The 26,490-nt window shown below is 59.6% G+C and carries 28 protein-coding genes; 13 read left to right on the top strand and 15 right to left on the bottom strand.

All coding sequences use genetic code 11. The annotated features are described in order from the left end of the window. Nucleotides 1–6 precede the first annotated feature (6 nt). The 4 genes from BUQ90_RS14760 (at nt 7) to BUQ90_RS14745 (ending at nt 3,035) form a co-directional block, all read left to right on the top strand. Nucleotides 7–1,050 (top strand): enoyl-CoA hydratase/isomerase family protein, encoded by a 1,044-nt coding sequence (locus BUQ90_RS14760; protein WP_074205890.1) that lies wholly within the window; start codon nt 7–9, stop codon nt 1,048–1,050. Then, nucleotides 1,047–1,829, top strand: coding sequence for an enoyl-CoA hydratase-related protein (locus BUQ90_RS14755; RefSeq protein WP_074205889.1), 783 nt, complete (start codon nt 1,047–1,049; stop codon nt 1,827–1,829). Before BUQ90_RS14760 ends, BUQ90_RS14755 begins: the two co-directional genes overlap by 4 nt. Nucleotides 1,830–1,949: 120 nt before the next feature. Next, nucleotides 1,950–2,831 carry a 3-hydroxyisobutyrate dehydrogenase gene (gene mmsB / locus BUQ90_RS14750; RefSeq protein WP_204244801.1) on the top strand — a complete coding sequence of 294 codons (882 nt, stop codon included), beginning with the start codon at nt 1,950–1,952 and terminating at the stop codon, nt 2,829–2,831. Nucleotides 2,832–2,837: 6 nt separating this feature from the next. Then, the gene (locus tag BUQ90_RS14745; RefSeq protein WP_074205887.1) at nt 2,838–3,035 is read left to right on the top strand and encodes a hypothetical protein; all 198 of its coding nucleotides are present in this window, start codon (nt 2,838–2,840) and stop codon (nt 3,033–3,035) included. Here the strand turns inward: BUQ90_RS14745 and BUQ90_RS14740 are convergent. Both BUQ90_RS14740 and BUQ90_RS14735 read right to left on the bottom strand, forming a co-directional pair. After that, nucleotides 3,032–3,544 carry a hypothetical protein gene (locus BUQ90_RS14740; RefSeq protein WP_074205886.1) on the bottom strand — a complete coding sequence of 171 codons (513 nt, stop codon included), beginning with the start codon at nt 3,542–3,544 and terminating at the stop codon, nt 3,032–3,034. The two genes, BUQ90_RS14745 and BUQ90_RS14740, sit on opposite strands and share 4 nt — an antisense overlap. Then, complete coding sequence (locus tag BUQ90_RS14735; protein ID WP_074205885.1) at nt 3,541–3,912, bottom strand: VOC family protein; 372 nt, start codon at nt 3,910–3,912, stop codon at nt 3,541–3,543. Before BUQ90_RS14735 ends, BUQ90_RS14740 begins: the two co-directional genes overlap by 4 nt. 71 nt (nt 3,913–3,983) lie before the next feature. Here BUQ90_RS14735 and BUQ90_RS14730 point away from each other — a divergent pair, with 71 nt between their 5' ends. Continuing rightward, nucleotides 3,984–4,523: a winged helix-turn-helix transcriptional regulator gene (locus tag BUQ90_RS14730; protein WP_074205884.1), complete on the top strand. Its 540-nt coding sequence runs from the start codon at nt 3,984–3,986 to the stop codon at nt 4,521–4,523. A 3-nt stretch (nt 4,524–4,526) separates the two neighbouring features. On the opposite strand, the gene BUQ90_RS14725 is transcribed toward BUQ90_RS14730, so the two are convergent. Then, entirely contained in the window at nt 4,527–6,068 is a 1,542-nt protein-coding gene (locus BUQ90_RS14725) for a TadA family conjugal transfer-associated ATPase (RefSeq protein ID WP_074205883.1), read from the bottom strand. Between the two features lie 191 nt (nt 6,069–6,259). Between BUQ90_RS14725 and BUQ90_RS14720 the strand changes: the two genes are divergently transcribed. Beyond that, a complete protein-coding gene (locus tag BUQ90_RS14720; RefSeq protein ID WP_074205882.1) occupies nt 6,260–7,180 on the top strand; it encodes a DMT family transporter in 921 nt (306 codons plus the stop codon). Here the strand turns inward: BUQ90_RS14720 and BUQ90_RS14715 are convergent. The 5 genes from BUQ90_RS14715 to BUQ90_RS14695 all read right to left on the bottom strand — a co-directional run bounded on the left by BUQ90_RS14715 (nt 7,177) and on the right by BUQ90_RS14695 (nt 12,097). Further along, on the bottom strand, nt 7,177–7,434 hold the full coding sequence (locus BUQ90_RS14715; protein ID WP_074205881.1) for an ATP synthase F1 subunit epsilon: 258 nt from the start codon (nt 7,432–7,434) through the stop codon (nt 7,177–7,179). The two genes, BUQ90_RS14720 and BUQ90_RS14715, sit on opposite strands and share 4 nt — an antisense overlap. Before the next feature lie 129 nt (nt 7,435–7,563). Then, nucleotides 7,564–9,009: a F0F1 ATP synthase subunit beta gene (gene atpD / locus BUQ90_RS14710; RefSeq protein WP_074205880.1), complete on the bottom strand. Its 1,446-nt coding sequence runs from the start codon at nt 9,007–9,009 to the stop codon at nt 7,564–7,566. A 25-nt stretch (nt 9,010–9,034) separates the two neighbouring features. Further along, nucleotides 9,035–9,910, bottom strand: a complete 876-nt coding sequence (locus BUQ90_RS14705) for a F0F1 ATP synthase subunit gamma (protein ID WP_074205879.1) — start codon at nt 9,908–9,910, stop codon at nt 9,035–9,037. 90 nt (nt 9,911–10,000) lie between these two features. Further along, nucleotides 10,001–11,530 (bottom strand): F0F1 ATP synthase subunit alpha, encoded by a 1,530-nt coding sequence (gene atpA / locus BUQ90_RS14700; protein ID WP_074205878.1) that lies wholly within the window; start codon nt 11,528–11,530, stop codon nt 10,001–10,003. A gap of 12 nt (nt 11,531–11,542) precedes the next feature. Continuing rightward, nucleotides 11,543–12,097 (bottom strand): F0F1 ATP synthase subunit delta, encoded by a 555-nt coding sequence (locus tag BUQ90_RS14695; protein ID WP_074205877.1) that lies wholly within the window; start codon nt 12,095–12,097, stop codon nt 11,543–11,545. Between the two features lie 278 nt (nt 12,098–12,375). Here BUQ90_RS14695 and ada point away from each other — a divergent pair, with 278 nt between their 5' ends. Then, nucleotides 12,376–13,413 carry a bifunctional DNA-binding transcriptional regulator/O6-methylguanine-DNA methyltransferase Ada gene (gene ada / locus BUQ90_RS14690; protein ID WP_074205876.1) on the top strand — a complete coding sequence of 346 codons (1,038 nt, stop codon included), beginning with the start codon at nt 12,376–12,378 and terminating at the stop codon, nt 13,411–13,413. Further along, nucleotides 13,410–13,946, top strand: coding sequence for a hypothetical protein (locus BUQ90_RS14685; protein ID WP_074205875.1), 537 nt, complete (start codon nt 13,410–13,412; stop codon nt 13,944–13,946). The genes ada and BUQ90_RS14685 overlap by 4 nt, the downstream gene beginning before the upstream one ends. A 1-nt stretch (nt 13,947) precedes the next feature. Here BUQ90_RS14685 and BUQ90_RS14680 read toward each other — a convergent pair whose 3' ends face one another. Together BUQ90_RS14680 and BUQ90_RS14675 are read right to left on the bottom strand one after the other, a co-directional pair. Beyond that, entirely contained in the window at nt 13,948–15,495 is a 1,548-nt protein-coding gene (locus BUQ90_RS14680) for a trypsin-like peptidase domain-containing protein (protein ID WP_074206464.1), read from the bottom strand. A 56-nt stretch (nt 15,496–15,551) separates the two neighbouring features. Beyond that, entirely contained in the window at nt 15,552–17,768 is a 2,217-nt protein-coding gene (locus BUQ90_RS14675) for a primosomal protein N' (protein WP_420812023.1), read from the bottom strand. Between the two features lie 170 nt (nt 17,769–17,938). Between BUQ90_RS14675 and fsa the strand changes: the two genes are divergently transcribed. After that, complete coding sequence (fsa, locus tag BUQ90_RS14670) at nt 17,939–18,592, top strand: fructose-6-phosphate aldolase (protein WP_074205874.1); 654 nt, start codon at nt 17,939–17,941, stop codon at nt 18,590–18,592. Between the two features lie 19 nt (nt 18,593–18,611). Here the strand turns inward: fsa and BUQ90_RS14665 are convergent, their stop codons facing one another. Further along, complete coding sequence (locus BUQ90_RS14665; RefSeq protein ID WP_338044543.1) at nt 18,612–19,826, bottom strand: penicillin-binding protein activator; 1,215 nt, start codon at nt 19,824–19,826, stop codon at nt 18,612–18,614. On the opposite strand from BUQ90_RS14665, the gene rsmI reads away from it, so the two are divergent. From rsmI to gshB, 3 genes are all read left to right on the top strand, one after another. Next, on the top strand, nt 19,827–20,672 hold the full coding sequence (gene rsmI / locus BUQ90_RS14660; protein ID WP_074205873.1) for a 16S rRNA (cytidine(1402)-2'-O)-methyltransferase: 846 nt from the start codon (nt 19,827–19,829) through the stop codon (nt 20,670–20,672). Further along, nucleotides 20,669–21,022 (top strand): YraN family protein, encoded by a 354-nt coding sequence (locus BUQ90_RS14655; protein ID WP_074206461.1) that lies wholly within the window; start codon nt 20,669–20,671, stop codon nt 21,020–21,022. The genes rsmI and BUQ90_RS14655 overlap by 4 nt, the downstream gene beginning before the upstream one ends. Nucleotides 21,023–21,093: 71 nt before the next feature. Further along, a complete protein-coding gene (gene gshB / locus BUQ90_RS14650; RefSeq protein WP_074205872.1) occupies nt 21,094–22,044 on the top strand; it encodes a glutathione synthase in 951 nt (316 codons plus the stop codon). A gap of 4 nt (nt 22,045–22,048) precedes the next feature. Here the strand turns inward: gshB and BUQ90_RS14645 are convergent, their stop codons facing one another. From BUQ90_RS14645 to hemW, 3 genes are all read right to left on the bottom strand, one after another. Further along, complete coding sequence (locus tag BUQ90_RS14645) at nt 22,049–22,891, bottom strand: TauD/TfdA dioxygenase family protein (protein ID WP_239447444.1); 843 nt, start codon at nt 22,889–22,891, stop codon at nt 22,049–22,051. 80 nt (nt 22,892–22,971) lie between these two features. Then, nucleotides 22,972–23,889, bottom strand: a complete 918-nt coding sequence (locus BUQ90_RS14640; protein WP_074205870.1) for a tyrosine recombinase XerC — start codon at nt 23,887–23,889, stop codon at nt 22,972–22,974. A 45-nt stretch (nt 23,890–23,934) separates the two neighbouring features. Further along, on the bottom strand, nt 23,935–25,107 hold the full coding sequence (hemW, locus tag BUQ90_RS14635) for a radical SAM family heme chaperone HemW (RefSeq protein ID WP_074206460.1): 1,173 nt from the start codon (nt 25,105–25,107) through the stop codon (nt 23,935–23,937). Between hemW and BUQ90_RS17625 the strand changes: the two genes are divergently transcribed. Beyond that, entirely contained in the window at nt 25,108–25,812 is a 705-nt protein-coding gene (locus BUQ90_RS17625) for a CAP domain-containing protein (RefSeq protein ID WP_143182877.1), read from the top strand. 21 nt (nt 25,813–25,833) lie between these two features. On the opposite strand, the gene rdgB is transcribed toward BUQ90_RS17625, so the two are convergent. Then, nucleotides 25,834–26,466, bottom strand: coding sequence for an RdgB/HAM1 family non-canonical purine NTP pyrophosphatase (gene rdgB / locus BUQ90_RS14625; RefSeq protein ID WP_074205868.1), 633 nt, complete (start codon nt 26,464–26,466; stop codon nt 25,834–25,836). Nucleotides 26,467–26,490: the final 24 nt, after the last annotated feature.

Genomic DNA, 26,490 nt, shown 5'->3' with positions numbered 1-26,490 from the left:
ACTCAAATGACCGACGATCTCATCATCAGGAAAACCGGTCGGGTCGGGCATATCAGCCTGAACCGGCCCAAGGTGATCCATTCGCTCAATCTCGACATGTGCCTTGCCATGACAGAAGCGTTACTCGAATGGCGCGAGGATGACAGCGTCGAAGCGGTGATGATCGATCACAGCGAAGGGCGCGGATTTTGTGCTGGCGGGGATATCGCCATGCTGCGCAATTCCGGGCTGAAAGACGGCAAGGAAGGCCGGGAATTTTTCTACAAGGAATATCAGCTTAACCACCTGCTGTTCGAATACCCCAAACCCGTGGTCGCATTCATGGATGGCATCACCATGGGCGGCGGTGTCGGCATTTCGCAGCCGGCGAGATATCGCGTGGCGACTGAAAATACCCGATTTGCCATGCCGGAAACCGGGATTGGGCTGTTCCCCGATGTCGGCGGCGGCTGGTACCTGTCGCGACTGGCGGGACGACTGGGACAGTTTCTTGCACTGACCGGAGCGCGTCTCGATGGGGCGGAGTGCAAGGAAACCGGCCTTGCGACTCACTATCTGTCGGCCGAAAGCCTGGCAGAAGCGAAGGAACGCATCGCCGAGAATCCCGGACGCATTGAAGGCATTTTGGGGCAGCTGTCGGCGGCCATGCCTGAAGCCCGGATTGCCGGGAATTTCGACAAGATTGACCGGTTCTTCGCCTCGGATGTCTATGAGGAAATTCTCGCCGCGCTGGAGGCCGATGAAAGCGAATGGGCGGCAAAAGAGCGCGACACGCTCGGCACCAAGAGCCCGCAAACCTGCAAGGTGGCGCTGCGCCAGCTGAAAGAGGGCGCGGCAATGGAGAGCTTTGCCGATGAGATGCGCAACGAATATCGTATCGGCTACCATGTGCTGGTGATGCATGACTTTCTCGAGGGTGTCCGGGCGCTGATCGTCGACAAGGATAATGATCCTAAATGGGATCCGCCGACACCGGAAGCGGTGACCGGCGAATGGATTGACAAAATTTTCGCGCCGCTACCGGCAGAAGAGGAATGGAAACCGCTATGAGCTACGAAACAATCTTGTCCGAGAAAAAGGGGCAGGTCACCGTCATCACGCTGAACCGCCCGAAAAGCCTGAACGCGCTCAACAGCGAGGTGCTGGATGAACTGATTGATGCCTTTGCCGCGTTCGAAGCCGATGAGACTCAGCTGTGCGCGGTGCTGACCGGATCCGGAGACAAGGCCTTTGCCGCCGGGGCGGACATCAAGGAAATGTATGAAAAAGCGGCGGCCGATTTCTATCTGGAGGATTTCTTTTCCAAATGGACCAGCCAGATTGTGAAGACCACCCGCAAGCCCTGGATCGCTGCGGTCAATGGCTTTGCCCTGGGCGGTGGCTGTGAGCTGGCGATGATGGCGGACTTCATCATCGCGAGCGACAAGGCGAAATTCGGCCAGCCGGAGATCAAGCTTGGTGTCGCCCCCGGCATGGGCGGCTCTCAGCGCCTGACCCGGGCAGTGGGCAAGTCCAAGTCAATGGATATGTGCCTGACTGGGCGGATGATGGATGCCGAAGAAGCGGAACGCTCGGGTCTGGTGGCGCGGGTGGTGCCGCATGATGCATTGCTCGACGAAGCGGTCAAGGCCGCGGGCACGATCGCGTCAATGCCGCCGATGGCGATCCAGGTGAACAAGGAAATGGTCAACGCGGCCTTCGAAACGATGCTCGATCAGGGCCTGCTCCATGAGCGGCGCCTGTTCCAGATCCTGACCGCCACCGAAGACAAGGCCGAAGGCATGGCCGCGTTTATCGAAAAGCGGGAAGGTAACTGGAAGGGGCGGTGATCACTTGTTCCCCTCCCGCTGGCGGGAGGGGTTAGGGGAGGGCAATCCCGACCCAATCGGATTCAAACATCAGGGAGCAGGCCCACCCCCGGCCCCTCCCGCAAGCGGGAGGGGAGAATTATGAAAATCGGATTTATCGGACTGGGCAATATGGGCGGCGGCATGGCGGCCAATCTGGCGAAGGCGGGGCATGAGGTGCATGCTTTTGACCTGTCGGGGGAAGCCCTGGCTCGCGCTGGCGAAGCGGGTTGTCATCCGGCCAGTGAAGCGGCGGCGGCGGTGAATGACATGGAAGCGGTGGTGACCATGCTCCCGGCCGGCGAACATGTCCGCAAGGTTTACGAATATGAGGTTGTCATCAATGGCGATCCGGGGACACTGGTGATCGATTGCTCGACCATCGATGTCGACAGCGCGCGTGACGTTGCGACCATGGCCGAAGCCAAGGGTCTGGTGCCAGTCGATGCCCCGGTCTCGGGCGGTATCGCGGCAGCCAATGGCGGTACGCTGACCTTCATGGTCGGCGGCAGCGAAGAGGGCTTCAAGCGCGCCGAACCGATCCTGTCCGACATGGGCAAGGCGGTGATCCATGCTGGTGCCAATGGCGCCGGACAGGCGGCCAAGATCTGCAACAACATGCTGCTCGGTGCGTCGATGATCGCGACCTGCGAAACCTTCAAAATGGCAGAGAAACTGGGACTCGATCTGCAGAATTTCTATGACATATCCTCCAAGGCCTCGGGTCAGAACTGGTCGATGACCAGCTATTGCCCGGTTCCTGGCGTCGGACCGCAGAGCCCCGCAGACAATAGTTATGAAGGCGGCTTCGCGGCAGCACTGATGCTCAAGGACTTGCGGCTGGCAATGGCAGCAGCGGAAAGTGCGGGGGCCGAAGTGCCGATGGGTGCGAAGGCCCAGGCGCTTTATGAGCAATATGCCGAGGCCGAAGGGCAGGGCGGCATGGACTTTTCCGGCATCATCAACATGCTGGGCAAGAACTGAGCTGTCATGCCGCCTCTGTGGATGATCGTCGCGGGAATTTCGGCGACCATTGCCCTGATCGCGGAAATTGCCAGTCGCCGGCGCAATAATCGCAAGGATATCGACAAGGTCGGCTTCATGCCCTGGCCGACGATCACTGCCATGTCCTTGCTGGCATTCGGAATTTCGCTGGCATTTGGCTTCGGCTTTATCGAGGCCGGCTAGGCGCAGTCGCCGGATCGCTTGTACCGGCCCGATGCGAATTGCCGGAAGTTTCCTTTTGCTTCCCTCACCCAGTCTGTGACAACCAGCGTTTCGGTCGCATCGAGGGCATAGCTGGTGCGACCGGTCTCCACTTCGGCATTGCGCCATATGGTCTCCAACGCATGGGACTCCACACGGGCATCAAGCTGGTGATTGACGCGGTTGCTGCCCACCCAGCGGCCTGACCAGCCCGACTCCTGATTCGGCCAGTACAGCGCATGTCCGGCAAAGATAATGGACACACTGGACGGGTCTTCGCCCCTGATCGCATAATCGAGCGCAAATCCCTGCTCGCCGGCTACCGGACAGATTTTGAGCTCCATCCGGACCGGATTGCCGAACAATTTTCCCGGCCCCGCCCAGTGGCCTGTCAACCAGCGGATTTCATCCGTTGGCTGGCCTGCCGGGTCCTGGCTGGTCGCCGGTTCCGTGGCGGTGGCCAGCAGAGCGGTGAGGAGCAGTTCGATCATGACCGATCATGCTCGAACAGCATCATCGCATTGCCATCGGGATCATAGAAAGTGAGCAGTTTGACCAGCCCCGGGATATGCTGGATATCGCCATCCAGCCTGACGCCATGCTGCTCCAGATGCGCTCTGGATGCCGCGATATCCTCGACTCCCCAAACGGGGGTTGCGCCGCCACCCTGCGGCACCTGTTCGACCTGACCCAGCCCGAGATTGACCGCGCTGAGCCCGGTTGACATTTCCGCCCAGGCAATATCGTCTTGCTTGTACAGCAGCTCGAAACCCAGCACTCTGGTAAACCAGTCGATCGCGGCATCCATATCGCTGACGCCGATCGAGCACGTCATTTCGTTGAGATATTTCAGAGACATGTCCCGGGTTCCTCCCATATTGCCGAATCGGAAATTGCTTTATAGTCAGAAATGTATATTACATATCAAATATGTCAAATGATGATCTCGCCACGACTGTCGCGCTGGCCCGGTATCGCTGGATTGTTCCGTTGCTGGCGATCCTCGCCGATCGCAACGGTGCGCGGTTTGCTGAGATGGCACGGGGTCTCGCGATTTCCGCCGACAGTCTGTCGAGCAGTCTGCAATATGTCATGGCGATGGGCTGGGTCCGGAAAAATCCGGGTCACGGCCACCCGCTCCGGCCGGAATATCTGCTGACGGACGAGGGCAGGGCCGTCGCCATGCGGGCACTGGCCGTGCACCAGGTGCAGGAGCGGCTCGATTGTGACAGCAGGGCGTTGAAGCGCTGGAGCCTGCCAATCGTCCATGTTCTGGGATCCGGAGTGCACCGGTTCAACGCCATTAACCGGACACTGGACGCGGCGACGCCGCGGGCCATTTCGCTCAGCATGAAAGCGGCACAGGAACAGGATCTGGTAAAGCGCAGCTTGCTGGACGGATTTCCGCCGGTGACAGACTATTCGCTCTCCCGGCGGGGAGAGGAGCTCGCTTCGGCGCTGGTGCGCTAGGCCTTAGAGGCAGGCTTCCAGGAGCGGCTGGTCAAACCCGTATTGCCGTGCTTTTTCCAGCGTGTACGGGCGCAGGCCGGAAGACACATAGTCACCAATGATCTTGCCGTCGGCATCCTCGTCCAGATACTGATATTTGAACAGTTCCTGGGTCACGATGACATCGCCTTCCATCCCGATCACTTCGGTGATGTTGGTTGTCCGACGCGAACCGTCACGCAGACGTTTCACCTGGACAATCAGATCCACCGATTCCGCAATCTGCCGCGAAATGGCTTCCTTCGGGATCTTGATGTCACCCATCAGGATCATGTTTTCCATACGGCCGAGACACTCACGCGGGCTGTTGGCGTGAAGCGTACACATGGAGCCGTCATGGCCGGTGTTCATTGCAGCGAGAAGGTCGAAACATTCTGCGCCACGAATCTCACCAAGAATGATCCGGTCAGGGCGCATACGCAGGGCGTTCTTCACAAGGTCACCAATGGTGATGGCACCTTCACCTTCAAGGTTCGGTGGCCGGGTTTCCAGCGGCAGCCAGTGCGGTTGCTGCAAACGAAGCTCGGCGGCATCCTCGATGGTGAGCACGCGCTCGCCGGGGTCGATCATTTTCGACATGGCGTTGAGCATGGTCGTTTTACCCGAACCCGTACCGCCGGAAATTACCACATTGAACCGGCAGGCACCGGCAATCTTGAGCGCCGTACACATATTGTCGGACATCGAGCCAAAGCCCTTCATCATGTCCAGCGTGATCGGCTTCTCGGAGAATTTACGAATGGAGATCGCGGTACCCTTGAGGCTCAGCGGCGGAACGATGACGTTCACACGCGAACCGTCTTTGAGGCGGGCGTCAGCCAGCGGCGTGGTCTGGTCAACGCGGCGGCCGACCTGGTTCACGATACGCTGGGCGATCTGGAAAAGATGTTCTTCATCGCGGAACTGAATCGGTGCGATTTCGAGCTTGCCCTTGATTTCGATGTAGGTCTGCTCGGGACCGTTGACCATGATATCGGAAATATCCGGATTCTGGAGCAATTCCTCCAGCGGACCAAAGCCGAGCAGCTCGTCGACCAGAACCTTTTCCAGCGCAAATTGCTCGCGGCGGTTGAGGGTCAGCTTGAGCTCGGTCAGCACTTCCATGATGATCGGGCGGAATTCTTCGGTCAGCTCTTCCTTGTTGAGCGTGGCTGCCGCTTCGGGATCTACCCGTTCCAGCAGTCGCGGAAGGACCTGTTCCTTGATCTTGTGAACAGATGCCCCAAAGCCTTCATCCTTGTCGGCTTCCTCGGGAATCGGATTGGAGCGTTCCGCCAGCCGTGACATGGCATCGCTTTGATCCGGAGCAGCTCCACCTTGCGAGTCTTCGCCGGGAAGCGGAACCGAATCTATCGGAGGAAACTGCTCTCCGCCTGCCTGGTTTTCCGGCGTTTCTGCAGCATTATCGTCTTTTGGGGCGGGCTTGGATCCGCCAGACATCGGTTTTGCAACACCAAAGGATGGACGACCGCCACCCAAACCGTTTTTCTTGCCAAATGCGCTCATGGTTCTCCGCCGGAAATAGTTGCATTACAATTGGACCCGCATCCTCTTTCCATGAAAATGGTTAATCTTTGGATAATGAACCCCGGCGAATGATTTGGTGCCGATTTGGCTATCTGGTTCAGAAGGCGGTTGTTTCCTGGGCAATAGCCTGCGAACAGACGACATAACGTGCAAAAATACTGGAAGCGGACTTGAACGCCGAAGCATCACGAAAATCCGCCTCTGCGGGCAGCGGCATTACACTGGCCCTGATTGCCTTTTCGGGATTCCCGATCGGAGACGCCATCGTGAAGTCAATGGCGCTCGACTGGCCGGCCGCGGCCGTGGCGGCGCTGCGCTTCACCATTGGCGCCATCGCTTTGGCGCTCATTCTGGCTATCCGGGAAGGCCGTCAAGGCTTCCGGATTCGCCGCCCCTGGCTGCATGCGGCCCGCGGGCTGGCCCTGGCGACCGGCACAATCACCTTCTTTTCAGCCATTTACGTAATGCCGCTTGCAGAGGCCGTGGCGATCGCCTTTGTCAATCCGATCATCACGGCCTTGCTGTCCGGCTGGTTCCTCAAGGAAAAAATGCGCCCGGCGACCTGGGTGGCCACCTTCATTGCCTTTGGCGGGGTTCTGATCATGCTGCGGCCCAACATCGCGGAATTTGGCTGGGTAGCGGTTTTGCCGCTGATTTCCGCCTGTGCGATGGCGGCGATGCTGATTCTCAACCGCATGGTGTCATCCCAGCGTTCGATCACAGCGGCACAATTCTACCTGTCATTCTGGACCGCGCTGTTTCTGATTGGTGCGGCGGCAGCAGGCCACGCTCTGGTCCCGGCCATGACGGTATCGGGCCTGCCGTCGTTCGAAGTCATCCTGAAATGCGCCTTGATCGCGTTTACCGCGACCTGCTGCCATTTTCTGCTGTTCATGGCGACCATGCGGACATCGGCGGCATCCGTGGCCCCGCTGGTCTACATCCAGCTGATCATTTCAGGCGCGATCAGTGTCTATATATTTGATGATCCGCTGGATTCCATCGCCATAGTGGGCGCAATGCTCATCCTCGCCAGCGGCTTGCTGCTGTGGCGGAGCGAAAGAAAAGCGGAAACGGTTCTGGAAGCCTAGGAAACGGCCTCGGCCAATACGGTCAGACCGGCTTCATTCACTTCAGCAAAGCCGCCCTGAACGGTGATGGTTTCGGGTGCCGCACCTTCACTGACATAGATCACCAGATCGGCATCACGGATGGTCGACATGACCGGTGCATGATCGGCGAGAACGCCAAAGTCACCTTCGGTGCCGGGAACAACCACCATGAATACATCATCCGACCGGACGAGTTTCTCAGGTGTGACGAGTTCAAAGTGAAGATTTGCCATCTGTTTGCCTCTTCCCCCCTCCCGTTCACGGGAGGGGCCGGGGGTGGGCCTGCTGGGGCCCGAAGTTCAACATAAAGGTGAGTGTATTCCCACCCCTAACCCCTCCCGCAGGCGGGAGGGGACTTTGAATTAAGCCGCTTCTGCAGCCAGCTGTTTGCCTTTTTCGATCGCTTCTTCGATGCCGCCGACCATGTAGAAGGCGTTTTCGGGAAGGTGATCATATTCGCCGTCGACAACGGCCTTGAACGATTTGATCGTGTCTTCCAGATCGACGAACTTGCCGGGGATGCCGGTGAAGACTTCGGCGACGTGGAACGGCTGTGACAGGAATTTCTGGATCTTCCGGGCACGGGCAACGACCAGTTTGTCTTCTTCCGACAGCTCGTCCATGCCGAGAATGGCGATGATGTCCTGCAGTGACTTGTATTTCTGCAGCGTTTCCTGAACGGCCCGGGCGGTGTCATAATGCTCCTGGCCAACGACGCGCGGTTCGAGAACACGCGAGGTGGAGTCGAGCGGGTCAACCGCCGGGTAGATGCCCAGCTCTGAAATCGCACGGTTCAAAACGGTGGTCGCGTCCAGGTGGGCAAAGCTGGTTGCCGGCGCCGGGTCGGTCAAGTCATCGGCAGGCACGTAAATGGCCTGAACCGACGTAATCGACCCCTTGTTGGTCGAGGTAATGCGTTCCTGCAGTGCACCCATGTCGGTGGACAGGGTCGGCTGGTAGCCCACAGCCGAAGGAATACGGCCGAGCAGGGCGGACACTTCCGAACCGGCCTGGGTGAAGCGGAAGATATTGTCGACGAAGAACAGAACGTCCTGGCCTTCCTGATCCCGGAAATATTCCGCCTGGGTCAGACCTGACAGGGCAACACGGGCACGCGCTCCCGGAGGTTCGTTCATCTGGCCGAAGACCAGAGCCACTTTGGAACCTTCGGACTGGGGATTGCCGTCGGCATCCTTGGCGATAACGCCCGCGTCGAGAAATTCGTGATAGAGATCGTTCCCTTCGCGGGTCCGCTCACCAACACCGGCAAACACGGATGTACCACCATGGCCTTTTGCGATGTTGTTGATCAGTTCCTGAATAAGCACGGTCTTGCCCACGCCGGCGCCGCCGAACAGGCCAATTTTACCGCCCTTGGCATAAGGTGCGAGCAGGTCGACGACCTTGATGCCGGTGACCAGAATTTCGGATTCGGTGGACTGGTCCACGAAGGCCGGGGCTTCTGCGTGAATTGGAGCGGTCGACTTGTTGCCGATCGGGCCACGTTCGTCGATGGGCTCGCCAACGACGTTCATGATCCGGCCAAGCGTTTCGGGGCCAACAGGCATCTGGATCTGCGAACCCGTGTCGGTCACTTCCTGACCACGGGTCAGGCCTTCGGTCGCGTCCATGGCGATGGTGCGGACCGTGTTCTCGCCGAGATGCTGTGCCACTTCGAGCACCAGCCGGTTGCCGTTATTGTCGGTTTCCAGAGCGGAGAGAATTGCCGGGATGTCCGAGTCAAAGGTCACGTCGACGACGGCGCCGATAACCTGTGAAATGCGGCCTACATTGTTGGTATTTGCCATTTTTCCGTTTCCTTGCGTACGTGCTTTAGAGCGCTTCTGCGCCAGCGATAATTTCAATCAGTTCGGTGGTGATCGCGGCCTGGCGGCTGCGGTTGTAAACGATGGTGAGGTTGTCGATCAGATCGCCGGCATTGCGGGTCGCATTGTCCATGGCGGTCATCGATGCGCCCTGTTCCGACGCCATATTCTCGAGCAATGCGCCGAAAATCTGGGTCGTCAGGTTGCGCGGGAGCAATTCGGCGAGAATTTCTTCTTCGTCTGGCTCATAGTCAACGGCGCCTTCAGCTTCGGAAACAGCGCCTTCTTGAACAGGTATCGGAATGATCTGCTGAACTGTTGGTTCCTGAACAAGCGCCGATTTGAATTTTCCGTAAAAGAGATGCGCGACGTCATATTTGCCGTCGTCGATCAGCGCAGTCAGTTCCGCGGCAATCGCCTTGGCTTCTTCAAAGCCCGGTGTCTTGACGTTCGTTGTATCGAAATGCTCGAGCATCTTGTCGGGATAGGCGCGCTTCAGGATCGGAACGCCTTTGCGGCCGATGGTATAAAACAGAACCTTATGGCCTTCCTTAAGCAGCTTTTCGGCCTTAACCTTGGCTTCCTTTACGATATTGGCGTTAAACGCGCCGCAAAGGCCGCGATCCGAAGTCGCTACCACCAGCAAATGCGTTTCCAGCTTGCCGGTGCCTGCCAGCAGCTTCGATGAATTTTCATCAATCGAAACCTTGGAGGCAAGGCTCGACATCACCTTTTCCATCTGCTCGGCATAGGGCCGCGCGGCTTCCGCAGCCTGCTGCGCCCGACGCAATTTTGCGGCTGCGACCATTTTCTTGGCCTTGGTGATCTTCTGGGTCGATTTGACCGACTCAATCCGATCTTTCAGTTCTTTAAGACTGGCCATTATCCTGTCTTGTCCTTCAATGTTGTTCCCCGGCGAAGGCCGGGGTCCAGAGTCTTTATCGACTGGCCTCCGGCCTTTGCCGGAGCACAATCAGCTAAACGTCTTGCCAAATGCTGCCAAAGCGCTTTCCAGCGATGCCTTGGTGTCATCGGCCAGATCGCCACTGTCCCGGATGGTTTTCAGAACATCGGCATGCTCGCTGCGCATGTGCGCCAGCATGGCTTCCTCGTAGCGGACAACATCATCAACCGCGACATCGTCGAGGTGACCGTTGGTGCCGGCATAGATGGATGCGGTCTGCTCTTCGAACGGCAGCGGCTGGAACTGTGCCTGTTTCAGCAACTGGGTCAGGCGTTCGCCGCGCGCCAGCAATTTCTGCGTGGAGGCGTCGAGGTCTGAACCGAACTGCGCAAAAGCGGCCATTTCACGATATTGTGCGAGGTCGAGTTTGATCGAACCGGACACTTTCTTCATCGCCTTGGTCTGCGCGGCGGAACCCACACGGGACACGGACAGGCCCACGTTAATCGCGGGGCGGATCCCCTGGTTGAACAGGTCGGTTTCGAGGAAGATCTGACCATCGGTAATCGAAATCACGTTGGTCGGGATGTAGGCCGAAACGTCGCCAGCCTGGGTTTCGATGATCGGCAGCGCGGTCAGCGAACCGGACCCGTTGTCCTCGTTCATCTTCGCAGCACGCTCGAGCAGGCGGCTGTGGAGGTAGAAAACGTCACCCGGATAAGCTTCACGGCCCGGAGGACGACGCAGCAGCAGGGACATCTGGCGATAGGCCACAGCCTGCTTGGACAGATCGTCATACACGATACAGGCGTGCATGCCATTGTCGCGGAAATATTCGCCCATGGTCACGCCGGTATAGGGGGCGAGATACTGAAGCGGAGCCGGTTCGGAGGCCGAAGCGGCAACGACAATGGAATATTCCATTGCGCCGTTTTCTTCCAGCTGACGGACGATCTGGGCAACGGTTGAGCGCTTCTGGCCGACTGCGACATAGATGCAGTAGAGCTTCTTGCCTTCATCGTCGGATTCATTGACCGTCTTCTGGTTGATGAACGTGTCGATGGCGACAGCGGTCTTGCCGGTCTGACGGTCACCAATGATCAGCTCGCGCTGGCCACGGCCAACCGGGACGAGGGCGTCGAGGGCCTTGAGGCCGGTCTGCACGGGTTCGTGCACGGATTTGCGAGGGATGATGCCCGGCGCCTTGACTTCCACCCGGCTGCGTTCCTTGGTTTCGATCGGACCCTTACCGTCGATCGGGTTGCCGAGGCCGTCGACAACGCGTCCGAGCAGTTCCTTGCCGATCGGAACGTCCACAATGGTACCGGTCCGCTTGACGACATCGCCTTCCTTGATTTCGGCGTCAGAGCCGAAGATCACGACGCCGACATTGTCCGCCTCGAGGTTCAGCGCCATGCCCTGAATACCGTTGGAAAATTCGACCATCTCACCGGCCTGCACCTGGTCGAGGCCATGAATACGGGCGATACCGTCACCAACAGCCAGCACGGTTCCCACTTCGGAAACCTGGGCTTCATTGCCGAAATTGGCGATCTGGTCCTTGATGACCTTTGAAATTTCTGCTGCGCGAATGTCCATTATATTCTTCCTTTAGCCTTTCATGGCCTGAGACAGGGTGTTCAAACGAGTTTTAATTGAGCTGTCGATCATCTGGCTGCCGATCTTTACGACCAGGCCGCCCAGAATATCCGGATCGACTTGTGTGGAAACGCTGACATCGCTGCCGACACGTTTCTTGAGCTGCGCCTTCAGCGCGTCAATCTGACTGTCCTCCAGCGGGTGCGCCGAAGTGACTTCTGCGGTGACTTCGCCGCGATGGCCGGAAGCCAGCGTTGTAAACGCGCGGACCAGCGCCGGGATCTGATCGAGCCGGCGGTTCGCCGCCAGTACGCCCAGAACATTGGTGGTCAGGTTGTCGAGCCCAAGGCTGGATGCGGCGGCGGCAATCGCCTTGCCGGCATCTTCCCGCGAAACAACCGGGCTGCTGGTAAGCGCCGACAGGTCTTCCGATTCGGAAATCGCCTGCTTCAGCGAGGCAAGGCTGGTTTCGACTGTGTCGATGGCCTTGTTTTCGGTGGCCAGTTCAAAAAGAGCCGTCGCATAACGACCCGCCAAACTTGCCCGTATACCGCTGGAATTCTCCACGCGTCTGTCACTCCCTGGCCTGTATTGCGGCCTTGAAAAATGGCTTGAAAACCGTTCCTGATGTGGTCCGTTCGATGGCCGAAAATCGTGCGATTCCGCCCACGGATGCGCGGCGTCTAGCAACCATTTTGCTGCGATGCAAGATCGGTTTCTGAATCATTTCACTCGCAACGAAAATGGGGAGTTTTCGGCGGCTTTCAATTACCTCCCGGATAATAATTTGCTTTGATCGCAAGATACGGGATGCGCGCCGTTGCGGAGGCTGGCAAAAGGTCATCATGATCAGGCACGAATCCACATTTGACGAGACCATTGGCTGGAAAGCCATGTCGGCCCGCGATCGCACCTTTGACGGCCGGTTTGTGACCGGGGTTTTCAGCACCGGTATCTACTGCCGCCCGTCCTGCGCCGCCCGCCATCCCCGCCGGGAAAACGTGCGCTTTTTTGTCACGGCGGAAGAGGCGGAAGCCGCCGGATTGCGGGCCTGTTTGCGCTGCCGGCCGAAAGAGGTTGCCCGGGACGAGGCCGCGGTCAAGTCCGTGATAGATGCCATCCGCATGGCCGAAAAAGCGCCGACACTGACGGAACTGGGGCAGGTGACGGGTTACTCGCCTTCCCATTTGCAACGGATATTCAAGCGCGACACCGGTTTGTCCCCCGCCGCCTATGCCCGCGCCCTGCGTCGCGAACGGGTCTGGGACGGTCTGCGCGAGGACGCGACGGTCACCGAAGCCTTGTATGACGCCGGCTATGGATCGGCATCGCGATTTTATGACGAAACGAAAGAGAGGCTGGGTATGCAGGCAAGCGCTTGGAAAAATGGCGGGGCGGGCGTGACGATCCGCTGGGCAGTGGTGCCGACCAGCCTCGGCGACATGTTGCTGGCCGCGACAGAAAAAGGTGTGTGCTGCCTTTCGTTCAACGAAGATGAAACGGATCTGCGACACCGCTTTCCGAAAGCGGACCTGCAATCCGGGGACGCGGCATTTGCCGCGCTGGCCCAGCAGGTTGTGCAATCTGTCGAGCATCCGGGAAAAGCCGCGAATATTCCCCTCGATGTCCGAGGCACCGCTTTTCAGGAAGCGGTCTGGCGCGAGCTGCAGAACATACCCGCCGGCGAAACCCGAAGCTATGCCGAGATTGCTGCGGCCATCGGCAAACCCAAGGCCGTACGCGCGGTTGGCAGCGCCAATGGCGCGAACAATGTGGCTGTCCTGATTCCCTGCCATCGCGTGATCCGGAGTGACGGGAGCATGGGCGGTTATGCCTATGGACTGGAGATCAAGGAGAAGCTCCTGGAGAAGGAAGAGGCTTGACCAGCGTTGATCCCCAGTATCACCGGAAGCTGGAGACTCGTCTTTCCGCTTTCGATGGCCGGGCAACAACCATTCTCGGTGAAATGGAAGCTGAACTCCAGCAGGATCGATCATATCATTCCAGTCTGATCGATCTGGCGGGAAGCAATGACAATAATGTTTCGAGCAGGGCAACATGGCTGATGAAGTCAGCGTTGGAGAAAGGAAAAAGCTTTTCGCCTGAACAGGTCGACCAGATTTTGGGCGTGCTTGGGAAGATAACGATCTGGGACGCGCAATTGCATATATGCCAGTCCGTGCAATATCTGTCATTCGGCAGGCAGCAGGCAAAACTCATGGTTTCCTGGCTCAGAAAACTGGTGGATCACAAGCGGCCTTTCCTGCGCGCGTGGTCGCTGGATGCATTGATACGCATTGGTCTGGATTTCCCCGACCTGGTGGAAGCGAACGAACTGATCATTGCGGCAGGCAATGACCCGGCTGCTTCTGTGAGGGCACGTGCCAGAAAGCTTTCCAAGGGCGCCGGGCTATAGATCACTCTGTTTTGGAGCACTCATAGACCAGCCGTTCATTGGCTTGCCCGGGCAATTCAACGCGGATGGCGCGGACCATGTCTTCGATATCGGACAGCACCTGTGCATCCGCCGTGCAGGCCTTGTTGCCGTATTTTTTGCGAATATCCCGGGCCCGGGTCATGGTCATCAGGTCGAGCAGATAGCGTTCGGTGATATATTCCGAGCGCGCGGGATCGAAGCTGCTGATCGTCACGGTCTGCTCTTCATTGGGCACGAATATCCGGGACCAGCGGCCGCCGTCGCGGGCATATTGCGTGCGTCCGTTCACACATCCGCCTTCCGCCCATTCAAACGGTACCTCGTCGAGTTGCGAAACGGTGATCCGGCTGCGGTCGGGATTGAGCCGGCAGATATATTTGCCCGGTTGGGCCTTGCCTGTTTGCGGGTTTTCCTCGTCTTCGTCCGGCATCTGTTCCTTCATCGCGACAGCCACCCGGTCATCGATTTCCGAAAAGGACGGCCGGGCGATAAAGACCAGAATGGCACCCAGGAAAAGCACACCAGCGCCAGCCGCCGCCGCCTTGGCCGGATTAATCTTCTGCTGCATCAGTAGCCAGGCTGCGCCCCCCAGGGCAATGAGCGAGAGGAACAGCATCAGTGCCGCCAGCGCCATCTGGTTTTCGCGTTCGACGATAATGTCCTGCGAGATCGAGGTTCTCAGGCTTTCTTCCAGCGCCTCCCGTTCGGCAGCTTCCGCCCGACGCGCGGCTTCGACTTTGGCGCGGGCGGCGAATTCCCTGGCTTGCTCTTCGCGGGAAATTTCTGCCGAAGAGCGGCAAGGCGTCGACGCCGCATTGGCGGCGACACCAGCTTTGCGCAAAAAGGCCATGATCTCGCGATTGGACACTGCAAAACCGAACTCGGCATCATTCCCGTCGGAAAGCGAACCAAAACTGTTGGCACCCAGCACCCGGCCACAATTGTCGATCAGTGGCCCGCCACTATTTCCGCTGGCAATGGGTGCCGTGTGGAGGATCGTGTCGAATTCCCGCGTCGAGCGGCCGCCGGAAACCGAGCCGCGCGTTTTGACTGGGGACATGGGATTGATCAGGTCATCGAGGTCCAGTCCTTGCGCCCGGTCGACCGAACTGGGGTAGCCGACAGCGATGACGCTGGCGCCATCGGCAACCGGTCCGCTGAACACGGTCATGGCCGGGATCCGCCCGCCATCCTGCACCTGGATCAGCGCGAGGTCGTTGCCCGGGGAATAGGCGATAACCTTGCCGCCGAAGCTCTTGCCGCCCTGCGACGGGATGATTCCGATGACCACCGTCGGCTCGTTGCGGGCGATTTCGACGACATGGGCATTGGTCACAATCTTGTCCGGTGCGACCGCAAAGCCGCTGCCATGACCGACAAAGGCGACCTTGTCCCCGTCCGTGGCTGCAAGAACCACCCGCACGACGGACCGGCTGGCGGCCTGGATGTCCGCAGGGTCTGCCTGGGCAGGCCCCGAAAACAGGCCGGTGACTAGCAGAGTGGCAAACAGAACCAGTTTTTTGATCATGATCTGCCCATGCGGGAAATCGGAAGTTTTTTCAAAATGAAATTGCTCAGTCATGGTCAAACAAAGCTGTAGGGATCCACATCAACGCCCACCCGGACCGCGCGCGGCCATTCCAGATCCTCCAGCCATTCGCGGACAAGTTTTTGCAGCTCAACCGAGCGGTGCGCGTGGATCAGCAAACGGTGGCGATGGCGGCCACGCAACATCGCCAAAGGGGCCGGGGCCGGGCCAAAGACGGCAAATCCTTCCGCACTGGGTGCCGTCTGACCGATCAGCCGTGCAGTCTCCATCGCCTCGCTATTGTCCTCCGAAGACACGATGATCGCGGCGAGTCGTGCGAAGGGCGGAGCCGCAGCCGCCCGGCGGGAGGCGATTTCGGCGGCGTAAAAGCCGTCGCGATCATTGTTGATGATGGCCTGTATCACCGGTGCATCCGGCATGCGGGTCTGGACATAGACATGGCCCGGTTTGCTCGCCCGCCCGGCGCGACCAGCCACCTGCGCGATTTGCTGAAAACTGCGTTCGGCGGCGCGCAAGTCGCCGCCTTCCAGCCCGATATCGGCATCGACCACGCCCACTAGCGTCAGATTGGGGAAATGGTAGCCCTTGGTGACCAGCTGTGTTCCGACGACGATATCTATCGCGCCGGCCTCCATCTTGGCGACAAATTCTCCGGCCTTGGCGGGAGACCAGATCGTGTCTGACGTGACAATGGCCGTCCGGGCTTCGGGAAAAAGGGCTTTCACTTCATCGCAAATGCGCTCGACGCCGGGTCCGCAGGCCACCAGCGAGTCCTCGTCTTCGCACTCCGGGCATTTCTCCGGCTGAGGCATGACATGGCCGCAGTGATGACAGGCGAGGCGCCGGGTCAGGCGATGTTCGACCATCCAGGCGGTGCAATTCGGACAATTGATCCGGTGGCCGCAGGTCCGGCACAGGGTGAGCGGTGCAAAGCCCCGGCGATTGAGGAACAGCAGCGACTGCTCTCCCTTGCCGAGATTGTCCTCCAGCGCGCGGACCAATGTGGGTGCCAGCCACGACCCGCGCGGCGGAATATCGCTGGTGAGATCGAGTGCTTCCACGTCCGGAAGACTTGCCGCGCCGAAACGGGCCGGCAGCTCAAGCAGTTCATAATTGCCTTGTTCGACCTGGTGCCGGCTCTCGATGGCCGGTGTCGCCGACGCCAGCACCACGGGAATTTGCTCGTTCAGTCCGCGCATGACCGCCACATCCCGGGCGTGGTAGCGGACGCCGTCTTCCTGCTTGAAGCTGACTTCGTGCGCCTCGTCGACGATGATCAACCCGAGATCCCGGTAGGGCAGGAACAGAGCAGAGCGAGCGCCGACCACAACTTTCGCTTGTCCTTCGGCCAGCGCCCGCCAGTTTTTCTTGCGTTCCGACTGTTTGAGTCCGCTGTGCCAGGCGACCGGTTCGGCGCCGAACCGGGTACGAAAGCGGTCAAGAAACGGCTCGGTGAGCGCAATTTCCGGGAGCAGGACAAGCGTTTGACGATCCTGACGCAAGGCCTCGGCAATGGCTTCAAAATAGACTTCGGTCTTGCCCGAACCGGTTACGCCGTCCAGCAGATAGGTCTTGTAGGCCCGTTGCCGGACCGCCTCGATCAGTACAGAGCCAACCCGGGCTTGATCTTCGTTCAGATCGATCTTGCCATGATCCGGATCAGGAAGATCAGTCGTTGCGAAAACGGGGACCTCAATCCGGTCCAGTGCTCCGGCCTTTTCCAGTCCGCGGACGACGGCAACAGAAACGTCCGCAATATTCGCCAGCTCGCTGACCGTTCCCTGTTCACCGGCCAGGGCAGCCAGGGCCTGTTCCCGTTGCGGGGTCATCCGGTCCGGTACCATTCCGTTCAACCGGTACTCGACAATCGGGCGATCATCGGCAAAGGCTGCGCCGCTCGACAGCACCATCCGCAATACGGCTGCCGGCGATGCCAGATAATAGTCCGCCGTCCACTCGACCAGTCGCCGCAGAGGTGCCGAAATGCCGACGCCGTCCCGGACTTCGCGCAGCGGGCGGAGGCGTTTGAAATCAATTTCCTCGGTCGGAAAGCGGTCCGCCTCCCAGACCACGCCCGGCAGTTTGCGAGGACCCAGCGGCGCCATGACGATCGAACCGGGCTCTGCGTGCATGCCTTCGGGCACCCGGTAATCCAGTGGCCCGAGAGCGGAGTTGAGAAGGATGACCCTGACACGGTCGGATGCACGATTCATGCGCCCGGTATAGGCAGGCATTTTCCGCACGTCATCCATTGTGGCCGGATCCATTGTGGTCGGGAAAAACAATCCCCGATCTGTCCCACAAATTATCCACAGATTTCTGCACAGTCGAACGTACCGGCAGTTTCACACTGATCGGAAAGGCGTTAGGCCGGTTCCGATATATTAGTCAGCCGGGCTGGCGCCGCCCAAGGAGCACAGAGATGAAGTTTTTCGTAGACACTGCCGACACCGCCGAAATTGCCGACCTGGCAGCGACCGGCATGGTTGATGGCGTGACCACCAATCCTTCGCTGATCAAGAAATCCGGCCGGGACATCATGGAAGTGACCAAAGAGATATGCGGGCTCACCGACGGACCGGTTTCGGCCGAGGTTGTCGCGCTGGATCATGAGAGCATGATGAAGGAAGCGGAAGTTTTGCGGAAAATTGCCGACAATGTCTGCATCAAGGTGCCATTGACGATTGATGGCCTGAAAACCTGCAAGGCGCTGACCAGCGACGGCACGATGGTGAATGTCACGCTCTGCTTCTCGGCCAATCAGGCCCTGCTCGCCGCCAAGGCCGGTGCGAGTTTTATCTCGCCCTTTGTCGGTCGTCATGATGACAATGGCTTTGACGGCATGAAGCTGATCGATGACATTCGGCTGATCTATGACAATTATGCCTATGAGACCGAGATCCTGGTCGCATCTATCCGCCATCCGGTCCATGTGCTGGAGTCCGCGCGGATTGGCGCCGATGTCGCGACGATGCCGCCGGGTGTGATCCGCGGTCTGTTCAAGCATGTGCTGACCGACAAGGGCATTGAAGGCTTCCTGGCCGACTGGAAAGACACCGGTCAGCAGATCGGCTAGGGCACTAGGCCGACGGGTGTCAGAAGCCTTTTGGCGCCGCGTCAATCACTGCGAAACTGCCCGAGCGGATCTCCTGCACCTCCAGTGCCCGTTCGGAAATCCCGTTGCGTCGGAAGCGGAATACGCCGTCCAGCCCGATAAAGCCGCCGGAGTCGGTCAGCTGATTGATCGGGAAAGGCGTTCCCACGCGCCAGTTCTGGGCAACCTTCACGGTCAGCAGCACCGAATCATAGCCGAGGCTCGAGAGACGGAATGGTGCCCGGCCGTAGCGGCTGCGATATTTGGTCGCATATTGACTATAGAGGCCATCGGCCACGCTGGCGAACCAGGCGCCGCGCATTGATGGTGCACCGGCGAGATTGCTGCTCGTATTCCACAGATCAGTGCCGAGGATTTTTGCCTTCTCGCTGGCATTCTTGCGGATCATCGGCGCCGCGCGGATCGCCATGGCACCATTGTCGGCAAGCAGGATGGCATCATATTCGCCATTCTGGTTGAGCCGTTTCGTGGCGGCTTCGACAGACGCGGAATCCCGGTTGAAATTCTGGATGGTGACCACGGTTCCGCCGGCGTCCTTGACCGACTTCAGCAGCGTGGAAGACGCCCGCTGGCCATAGACTCCGTTGGGGACCAGAGCCGCGAAGCGGTCCATGCCCCGGCCTTTGGCATAGGTGACAATCCGGTTGATCGACTGGGCCGGAATATGCCCCAGAAGGAACACGTTGTTCCCGGCGACCCCGGCGTCATTGGAGAAGCTCAGGATCGGAACTCCGGCTGGCCGGGCGATATTCGCGGTGGCCACAACATTGTCGCTGAGGAGCGGACCGATGATCAGCTTGTTGCCATCCGCAATCGCCTTGCGGGCGGCGGCGGTGATCCCCTTGGCCGTGTCATAATTGGTCATCCGGATATTCTGGGCCTTGGTGTCGAGCAGTGCCATGGTCGTGGCATTGGCCAGCGACTGGCCGACACCGGCATTCTTGCCCGTAAGCGGCACCAGCAGTGCGATGCGATGATGGGTCTGATCCGTCGGCAGCTGACCCGAAACCGGGGGAGGGGGCGCCGTCGGCGTTGTGGTGCGCTCGCCACCACGCGGAACGATCGACTGACAACCGGCGAGAAAAACCAGCGCGGCCATCCCGGCCCATCTTGCCAGGCGCCCGCGACTGGACTGTGTTTCGGCGGGCTGTGTTTCGGCTTGTCCAATTGTGCGCTTGTCTGCCATGACGGTCATATGTCTGCTCCCATTCAACCCGGTCTCTATATCGTTGCCACGCCAATCGGCAACCTTGGAGATTTGACGCGGCGGGCGGAAGCCACGCTGGCAGCCGCGGATCTGATTTTGGTCGAAGACACAAGAGTAACCGGTAAGCTGCTCAATCACATTGGAAAAAAGGCACGGATGATGGTCTATAACGACCATAAAGGTGCCCGGGAGCGCGCGGAGATTTTGGACGCCGCCCGATGTAAAATTGTCGCACTGGTCAGCGATGCAGGCACGCCGCTGATTTCAGACCCCGGGTATAAACTGGTCAGCGCAGCTCGGGCCGAAGACGTGCTGGTCAGTACCGTGCCCGGGCCCAGTGCGGTGATTGCGGCATTGACATTGTCGGGATTGCCCAGTGACCGGTTTCTGTTTGAAGGCTTCCTGCCATCCAAAACCAAGGCGCGGCGGGCGGCACTCGACGATCTGCAGAACTTGAAGGCGACTCTGGTATTTTATGAGAACGGGTCGCGCCTCGGCGCGATGCTGGGCGACTGTCTGGCCAGCCTCGGCGATCGCGACGCGGCCGTGGTGCGCGAAATCACCAAGAAATTTGAGGAGACGGTGACGGGTTCGCTGGCGGACCTAGCGGATCAGTACGCAAATGAAAAACCGAAAGGCGAGATTGTGGTTGTCATCGGGCCGCCCGGGGCGGCGCAGCCGGCGAGCCCGGAAGCTGTCGAAGCAGCGCTGAAATCCGCACTGACCCGTCTGCCCGCCGCCAAGGCCGCTGGGGAAGTGGCCCGCGAATATGGCGCCGACCGGAAGATGCTCTACGAGCTTGCAAGCAAATGGAAGGAAAGCGGGACGCCGTGAATCGCAAACAGGCGGAGCAGCGCGGGCGCAAGGCTGAGAAATTCGCTGCCACCTGGCTGCGGCTCCACGGCTGGCGGATCCTGGCAGAACGCGTGCGGACGCCGAAAGGCGAGGTCGACCTGATCGCCCGGCGCCGGAATTTGGTGGCCTTCGTCGAAGTGAAGGCTCGGACAAAACAGGCAGATCTGGACCTCGCCATTGATCAGCATCGCCTGAAACGTGTTGCCGCGGCGGCGGAAATCCTGTTTGCGGAATATTGCCGCAACGGCGAAGATGCGCGCATCGACGTAATTTTGGTTGCACCCGGACGCCTGCCGACCCATTTGAAAAATGTCTGGCACGGATTTTGATCTCAAATTCATGGTTCGACAGGCGCTTGCCGAGCCGGTATCTGGCGGTGAAACAACAGAAAGAATGACCAATGACCCGGAAAATTGCCGTCCAGATGGACCCCATGGAAAACGTCAATATCGCGGGTGACAGCAGCTTCGCGCTGATGATCTCGGCGCAGGAGCGCGGGCATGAACTGTTTCACTATGATGTGAAGGACTTGACCCTGACGGCAAACGGACGCCTGACAACGCCGGCGCACCCGGTCAAGGTGCAACCGGTCAAGGGGGATCATTATCAATTTGGTGATCCGGTAAAACTGGATCTCGGGCGGGATATCGATGTCGTGCTGATGCGGCAGGATCCGCCATTTGATGTCGGCTATATCACCGCCACCCATCTGCTAGAGCGGATCGAGAAAGAAACGCTGGTCGTCAACAATCCGGTATCGGTCCGCAATGCGCCGGAAAAAGTCTATGTACTGGACTATGCGGAATATATGCCGCCGACCCTGATCACCCGGGATCTGGACGAGATCCGCGCGTTCCAGGCCGAGCATGGCGGCGTGGTGGTCAAGCCGTTGCACGGCAATGGCGGCAAGGCGATATTCCTTGTGCCTGACGATGGCAGCAATCTGAGTGCGCTGACCGAAATGTTCAATCAGACCTGGCCGGAACCGCACATGATCCAGCCGTTTCTCCCCGAAGTGCAGGATGGCGACAAGCGGATCGTGCTGGTGGATGGCGAGGTCGCCGGGGCGATCAACCGCAAACCCGGCAAGGGTGAATTCCGCTCCAATCTGGCGCAAGGTGGCTATGCCGAAGCGGCGGGACTGACCGATCGCGAAAAAGAGATTTGCGCCGCCATGGGGCCGGATCTGAAGCGGCTGGGCCTGATCTTTGTGGGGATTGATGTGATCGGCGGCAAATGGCTGACCGAAATCAATGTCACGTCACCGACCGGCATCGTCGCCATCGACCAGTTCAACGGGACGGACACGTCCGGCATGATCTGGGATGCGATTGAACGCCGGCTGGGCTGATCGCCTAGAATTCCGTGTCGGCAATTGTCGTGCGGTGCAGCAGACGGTCATGGCCGTCATATCCTCCGGTTGCAGCATGCAGCAGTGACCGGTTGTCCCACATCACCAGCATGTCCTTCTGCCAGGGGTGAGAATAGACGAGATCTTCGGCGCTCTGATGCGCATAAAATTCCATCAGCAGCTTGTCGCTCTCTTCCTGCGGCATGCCGGCGAAGCCGATGATATAGGCCGCAGAACTGAACAGTGCCTTGCGCCCCGTCTCCCGGTGGGTGCGTACGAACGGATGTTCGTGGGTTTCGAGAGCCCGCTCGCTGGCGATGATTTTCATGCTGCGGCCCGATTCCTGATCCTCCGCATCATACATCCCGCCTGGTGCATAGCCGCGCCGGGCCGAGTGGATCGCGGTCAGCTCACCAGCCGTGTCCCGCAACTTGTCGGGGAGCCGCTCATAGGCCGCCACTTGGTCGGCAAACAGCGTATTGCCGCCATGGGGCGGAATGGTGATCCCGTAGAGCAGCGTTCCTGCTGGCGGTACATCCATGAAACTCCAGTCGGAATGGAAGATTTCCGCAAATATCGGCGTTGTTTCATCGGCATTGCGCTGAATGGCGGCGATATGCTCATGCCCCTCAATATGCCCGAAAAACGGGTCCTCGCCAAAATCCCCAAAATATTGCGTGAAGCGCTCGAGATCATCATCCGTCAGCTGCTGGCCCGGAAAGGCGAGGACCTTGTGTTCCACCCAGTGCGCGCGCAGTTCTGCCACGCAGTCGGCCGACAGATCCTGCGAAAGATCAATGCCGGTAATGTGCGCGCCACATGTGGAGCTGGTGGGTTCGACTTGCATGTTCATCCTGTCCCGTTTTTTCTTTGGCTGATAGAACAAACCGGGCGGTCAATCCAGAAATCCCTGATGATAGATTGCGTTCAGCCGGATCCGGCGCGCGGGTGGGCGTTCTCGTAGACATCGAGCAAGTGCGCAGCGTCGACCGCCGTATAGACTTGCGTGGAGCTCAGGCTGGCATGGCCCAGCAATTCCTGAAGACTGCGCAAATCCGCGCCGCCAGCGAGCAGGTGGGTTGCAAAGCTGTGGCGCAGCGCATGGGGAGTGGTCTTGTCCGAAATGCCCAGCTTCGTGCGTGCCTGTTGTACCACGCGGCGGACGATATTGGCGGACAGCGCGCCACCGCGCTTGCCGCGAAACAGCGGAAGCTCGGGCGACTCCGGATGCGGGCAGAGGTCGAGATAATGCATGATCGCATCCCGCACCTCGCCCAGCAGCGGGACGACACGGGTCTTTCCGCGCTTCCCGGTGACCCGAATCGTGTCGGACAGCGGCAGGATATCCGCCGTCAGATCCAGCGCCTCGCTGATCCGCAAACCGCTGCCATAGAGCAGCAGCAGGACCGCCCAGTCGCGGGCACCGATCCAGTCTTCGCTGGCGTTTGCCGCGATATCTTCCGCCATCGCCAGAATATCATCAGGAGCGGCAGGTCGGGGAACGCCCTTCTTCACCTTGGGCCCCTTGATGCGGGGCAGGGCCGGCGCCTCGCCATTTTCGGTCCGCAGGGCGAATTTGAGGAAACCGCGGATCGCGGACAATTCCCGCGCCGCGCTGTTGGTGGTCAGGCCACTGGCCCGCCGAAATGCCAGATAAGACCGGATATCTGCCTGTTTGAGGGCCGCCAGATCGGATGCGGTCACCGCCTGGCCCAGATGATCCGTCAGAAAGGCGCAAAACCGCTCGGCGGTGGTGATATAGGCGCGCACCGTGTGCCGCGATCGCCGGCGATTGTCGGCAAGTTCGCTGCGCCAGCTTTCAATCAGGGCGGTGGCCGTTTCCATTCGGGGAGCCTAGCAGAGGCCGGACTCCGGCTCAAACGCTCAGTTTTAGCGGATGATTTTCGGCAACAACGCGTCCAGCAGCGGCATGCCTTTTGCGGTTACCTGCAACCAGGATGCATCCGTTGTGACCAGGCCCAACTCCTGCAAGCGGCTGATGCCCTCAGCGTTCACCATCTCGTCCGCACCAAGCCCGGTTTTCTCTTGCAAATGCTCCAGATCAATTCCTTCGGACAGCCGCAAGCCCATCATCAGCGCTTCCGATGCCTGCGTTTCCGGGCTCAAAGGCTGTTCGCTCTGCAGACCATTGCCGTTGCGCTCGACGGCGGACAGGAAATTCTCGGGCTTGCGGTGACGCTCGGTGGCGGCATTCCCGCGCCGGCCATGGGCACCGGGTCCGACCCCCATATAATCGCCATAGCGCCAGTAGGTGAGATTGTGGCGGCTTTCCTGACCCGGACGGGCATGGTTGCTGATCTCGTAGGCCGGCAGGCCGGCTGCGGTGGTGATCTCCTGCGTCAGATCGAACAGATCGGCGCAATGATCGTCATCGGCGGGGATCAGCTCGCCCTTGCGGACGAGGGTTTCGAACCGGGTGCCGGGTTCTATGGTCAGCTGATATAGCGACAGGTGATCGGTCCCAAAGTCCAGCGATCGCTCCAGTTCCGCCTGCCAGTCGGCGGTCGATTGGCCGGGGCGTGCATAAATCAGGTCGAAACTGACCCGGTCAAATTCCCGGCGGGCAATTTCGAGTGCGGCCAGGCCTTCCGCGACGTCGTGCGCGCGCCCCAAAAATCGCAATGTTTCATCATCAAGTGACTGTAATCCCAAGGAAACCCGGTTCACACCCACCTGCGCCAGATCGGCAAAACGTGCCGCTTCCACCGACGAGGGATTGGCTTCCAGAGTGATCTCGCAATCACCGGTCAGACCCCATAGCCGGTCGGCCTCTCTGATGAGCTGCGCGACGAGCCGAGGGGGCATGAGCGACGGGGTGCCGCCGCCGAAGAATATCGAGCCCAGCCGGGTGTCCGGATTAACGGAATGTTCATGCCTTAGATCGAACACGAGAGCGGACAGCCAGATGTCCGGATCAATCTGATCGCGGACATGGCTGTTGAAGTCGCAATAGGGACATTTCGCGACGCAAAACGGCCAGTGGATATAGAGCGCCGAAACCGGGCGTGCCGACTGGGCCGATGAACGTGTGAGGGAGGGAATATGGGACACCGGAAATCCATTAGGCGCAGCGGCATCCTGCTGCAAGCATCAGCGGTTGTTGCTCTGACTGCCTGTGGCGGCGAACAGGCCGATCCACCGCCAGTGACGCTGCCGGGTACGCCCACACCGACCCCGACTCCCACGCCAACACCGACGCCGACGCCGACGCCGACACCGACACCGACCCCTACGCCAACGCCTACACCTACGCCCACACCTACACCCACGCCGACCCCAACGCCGACGCCGACACCCACGCCGACACCGACCGGCGATCCGATGCTGGATGTCATGCTTCAGTCGCACAACGAAGCGCGCGCCGAAGTAGGGGCCGCACCGGTGGTGCTGGATGCCGATCTCAACGCCCAGGCCAAGGCTTATGCGGAAGAACTGATCGCCAATGGACGGTTCGAACACAGCCCGCGCTCATCGCGGCCCAATCAGGGCGAAAATCTGTGGGCCGGGACCGCCGGATTCTTCTCGTTCCAGCAAATGGTCGACGCGTGGATCAACGAAAAGCAGTTTTTTGTGCCGGGCATTTTCCCAGATGTCAGCCGCAATGGCGAAGTGGTCGGGCATTATACCCAGATCATCTGGAGCACGACCAGCCGCATTGGTTGCGGGATCGCGTCCAATTCCCAGCGTGAAGTCCTGGTCTGCCGCTATAATCCGCCGGGCAATGTGATTGGTCGCCGGGTCCCCTGATCCCCCGGAAATCCGCCAAAATCAGCCGAAACAGGCGCTGACCAGCTTGCGAAACGCGTCGGCGCGGTGACTCATCGCGTGTTTTTCATCCGGATGCAGCTCGGCAAATGTGACGTCATGGCCTCGCGGCTGAAAAACCGGGTCATAACCAAACCCCATGGTCCCGCGCGGCGGCCAGACCAGTGAGCCATGTACCTTGCCCTCGAAAACTTCGCTGTGACCGTCAGGCCAGGCGAGGGCGAGCGTGCAGATGAACAAGGCACTGCGATCGGCATCGGGCCCGAGTTCAGCGAGTTTTCCCTCGACCTTGCCCATCGCCATATACCAGTCGCGGCCCTTTTCGCCCTCAAACCACTGCCGCTCGGCCCAGTCGGCGGTGTAGACCCCCGGCCGGTCGTCCAGTGCCGCGACACAGAGGCCGCTGTCATCCGCGAGAGCCACGCAATCCGCACCTTCCGCGCTGGCGCGCGCCTTGAGCAGCGCATTTTCGGCGAATGTCGTCCCTGTTTCTTCCGGCTCCGGCAGCCCCAGATCGCCGGCTGAGACCGGCTCAATGCCGAACGGTTCCAGAAGCGCACGGATTTCGCGCACCTTGCCCTGATTATGGCTGGCAATGATCAATTTGCCGGGAGCGAGTTTGCGGTGGGTTGTCATATTTGTCTCTCACGCGTCACCCCA

Source organism: Parasphingorhabdus marina DSM 22363 (assembly GCF_900128895.1).
Lineage (GTDB): Bacteria > Pseudomonadota > Alphaproteobacteria > Sphingomonadales > Sphingomonadaceae > Parasphingorhabdus > Parasphingorhabdus marina.
Note: the sequence above shows the minus strand (reverse complement) of the source record. Positions and strands in the feature narration are given on the sequence as shown.

Coding starts and splice junctions, on each gene's coding strand:
- BUQ90_RS14715 (WP_074205881.1), bottom strand. CDS start 7,434: ATGGCAAATCTTCACTTTGAACTCGTCACACCTGAGAAACTCGTCCGG.
- ada (WP_074205876.1), top strand. CDS start 12,376: ATGATCAGGCACGAATCCACATTTGACGAGACCATTGGCTGGAAAGCC.
- BUQ90_RS14725 (WP_074205883.1), bottom strand. CDS start 6,068: ATGAGCGCATTTGGCAAGAAAAACGGTTTGGGTGGCGGTCGTCCATCC.
- BUQ90_RS14675 (WP_420812023.1), bottom strand. CDS start 17,768: ATGGATGACGTGCGGAAAATGCCTGCCTATACCGGGCGCATGAATCGT.
- atpD (WP_074205880.1), bottom strand. CDS start 9,009: ATGGCAAATACCAACAATGTAGGCCGCATTTCACAGGTTATCGGCGCC.
- BUQ90_RS14730 (WP_074205884.1), top strand. CDS start 3,984: ATGTCAAATGATGATCTCGCCACGACTGTCGCGCTGGCCCGGTATCGC.
- BUQ90_RS14735 (WP_074205885.1), bottom strand. CDS start 3,912: ATGTCTCTGAAATATCTCAACGAAATGACGTGCTCGATCGGCGTCAGC.
- BUQ90_RS14745 (WP_074205887.1), top strand. CDS start 2,838: ATGCCGCCTCTGTGGATGATCGTCGCGGGAATTTCGGCGACCATTGCC.
- BUQ90_RS14665 (WP_338044543.1), bottom strand. CDS start 19,826: ATGACCGTCATGGCAGACAAGCGCACAATTGGACAAGCCGAAACACAG.
- BUQ90_RS14645 (WP_239447444.1), bottom strand. CDS start 22,891: ATGCAAGTCGAACCCACCAGCTCCACATGTGGCGCGCACATTACCGGC.
- BUQ90_RS14755 (WP_074205889.1), top strand. CDS start 1,047: ATGAGCTACGAAACAATCTTGTCCGAGAAAAAGGGGCAGGTCACCGTC.
- BUQ90_RS14680 (WP_074206464.1), bottom strand. CDS start 15,495: ATGATCAAAAAACTGGTTCTGTTTGCCACTCTGCTAGTCACCGGCCTG.
- rsmI (WP_074205873.1), top strand. CDS start 19,827: ATGTCTGCTCCCATTCAACCCGGTCTCTATATCGTTGCCACGCCAATC.
- atpA (WP_074205878.1), bottom strand. CDS start 11,530: ATGGACATTCGCGCAGCAGAAATTTCAAAGGTCATCAAGGACCAGATC.
- mmsB (WP_204244801.1), top strand. CDS start 1,950: ATGAAAATCGGATTTATCGGACTGGGCAATATGGGCGGCGGCATGGCG.
- BUQ90_RS14705 (WP_074205879.1), bottom strand. CDS start 9,910: ATGGCCAGTCTTAAAGAACTGAAAGATCGGATTGAGTCGGTCAAATCG.
- BUQ90_RS14760 (WP_074205890.1), top strand. CDS start 7: ATGACCGACGATCTCATCATCAGGAAAACCGGTCGGGTCGGGCATATC.
- BUQ90_RS14740 (WP_074205886.1), bottom strand. CDS start 3,544: ATGATCGAACTGCTCCTCACCGCTCTGCTGGCCACCGCCACGGAACCG.
- BUQ90_RS17625 (WP_143182877.1), top strand. CDS start 25,108: ATGGGACACCGGAAATCCATTAGGCGCAGCGGCATCCTGCTGCAAGCA.
- BUQ90_RS14640 (WP_074205870.1), bottom strand. CDS start 23,889: ATGGAAACGGCCACCGCCCTGATTGAAAGCTGGCGCAGCGAACTTGCC.
- rdgB (WP_074205868.1), bottom strand. CDS start 26,466: ATGACAACCCACCGCAAACTCGCTCCCGGCAAATTGATCATTGCCAGC.
- gshB (WP_074205872.1), top strand. CDS start 21,094: ATGACCCGGAAAATTGCCGTCCAGATGGACCCCATGGAAAACGTCAAT.
- fsa (WP_074205874.1), top strand. CDS start 17,939: ATGAAGTTTTTCGTAGACACTGCCGACACCGCCGAAATTGCCGACCTG.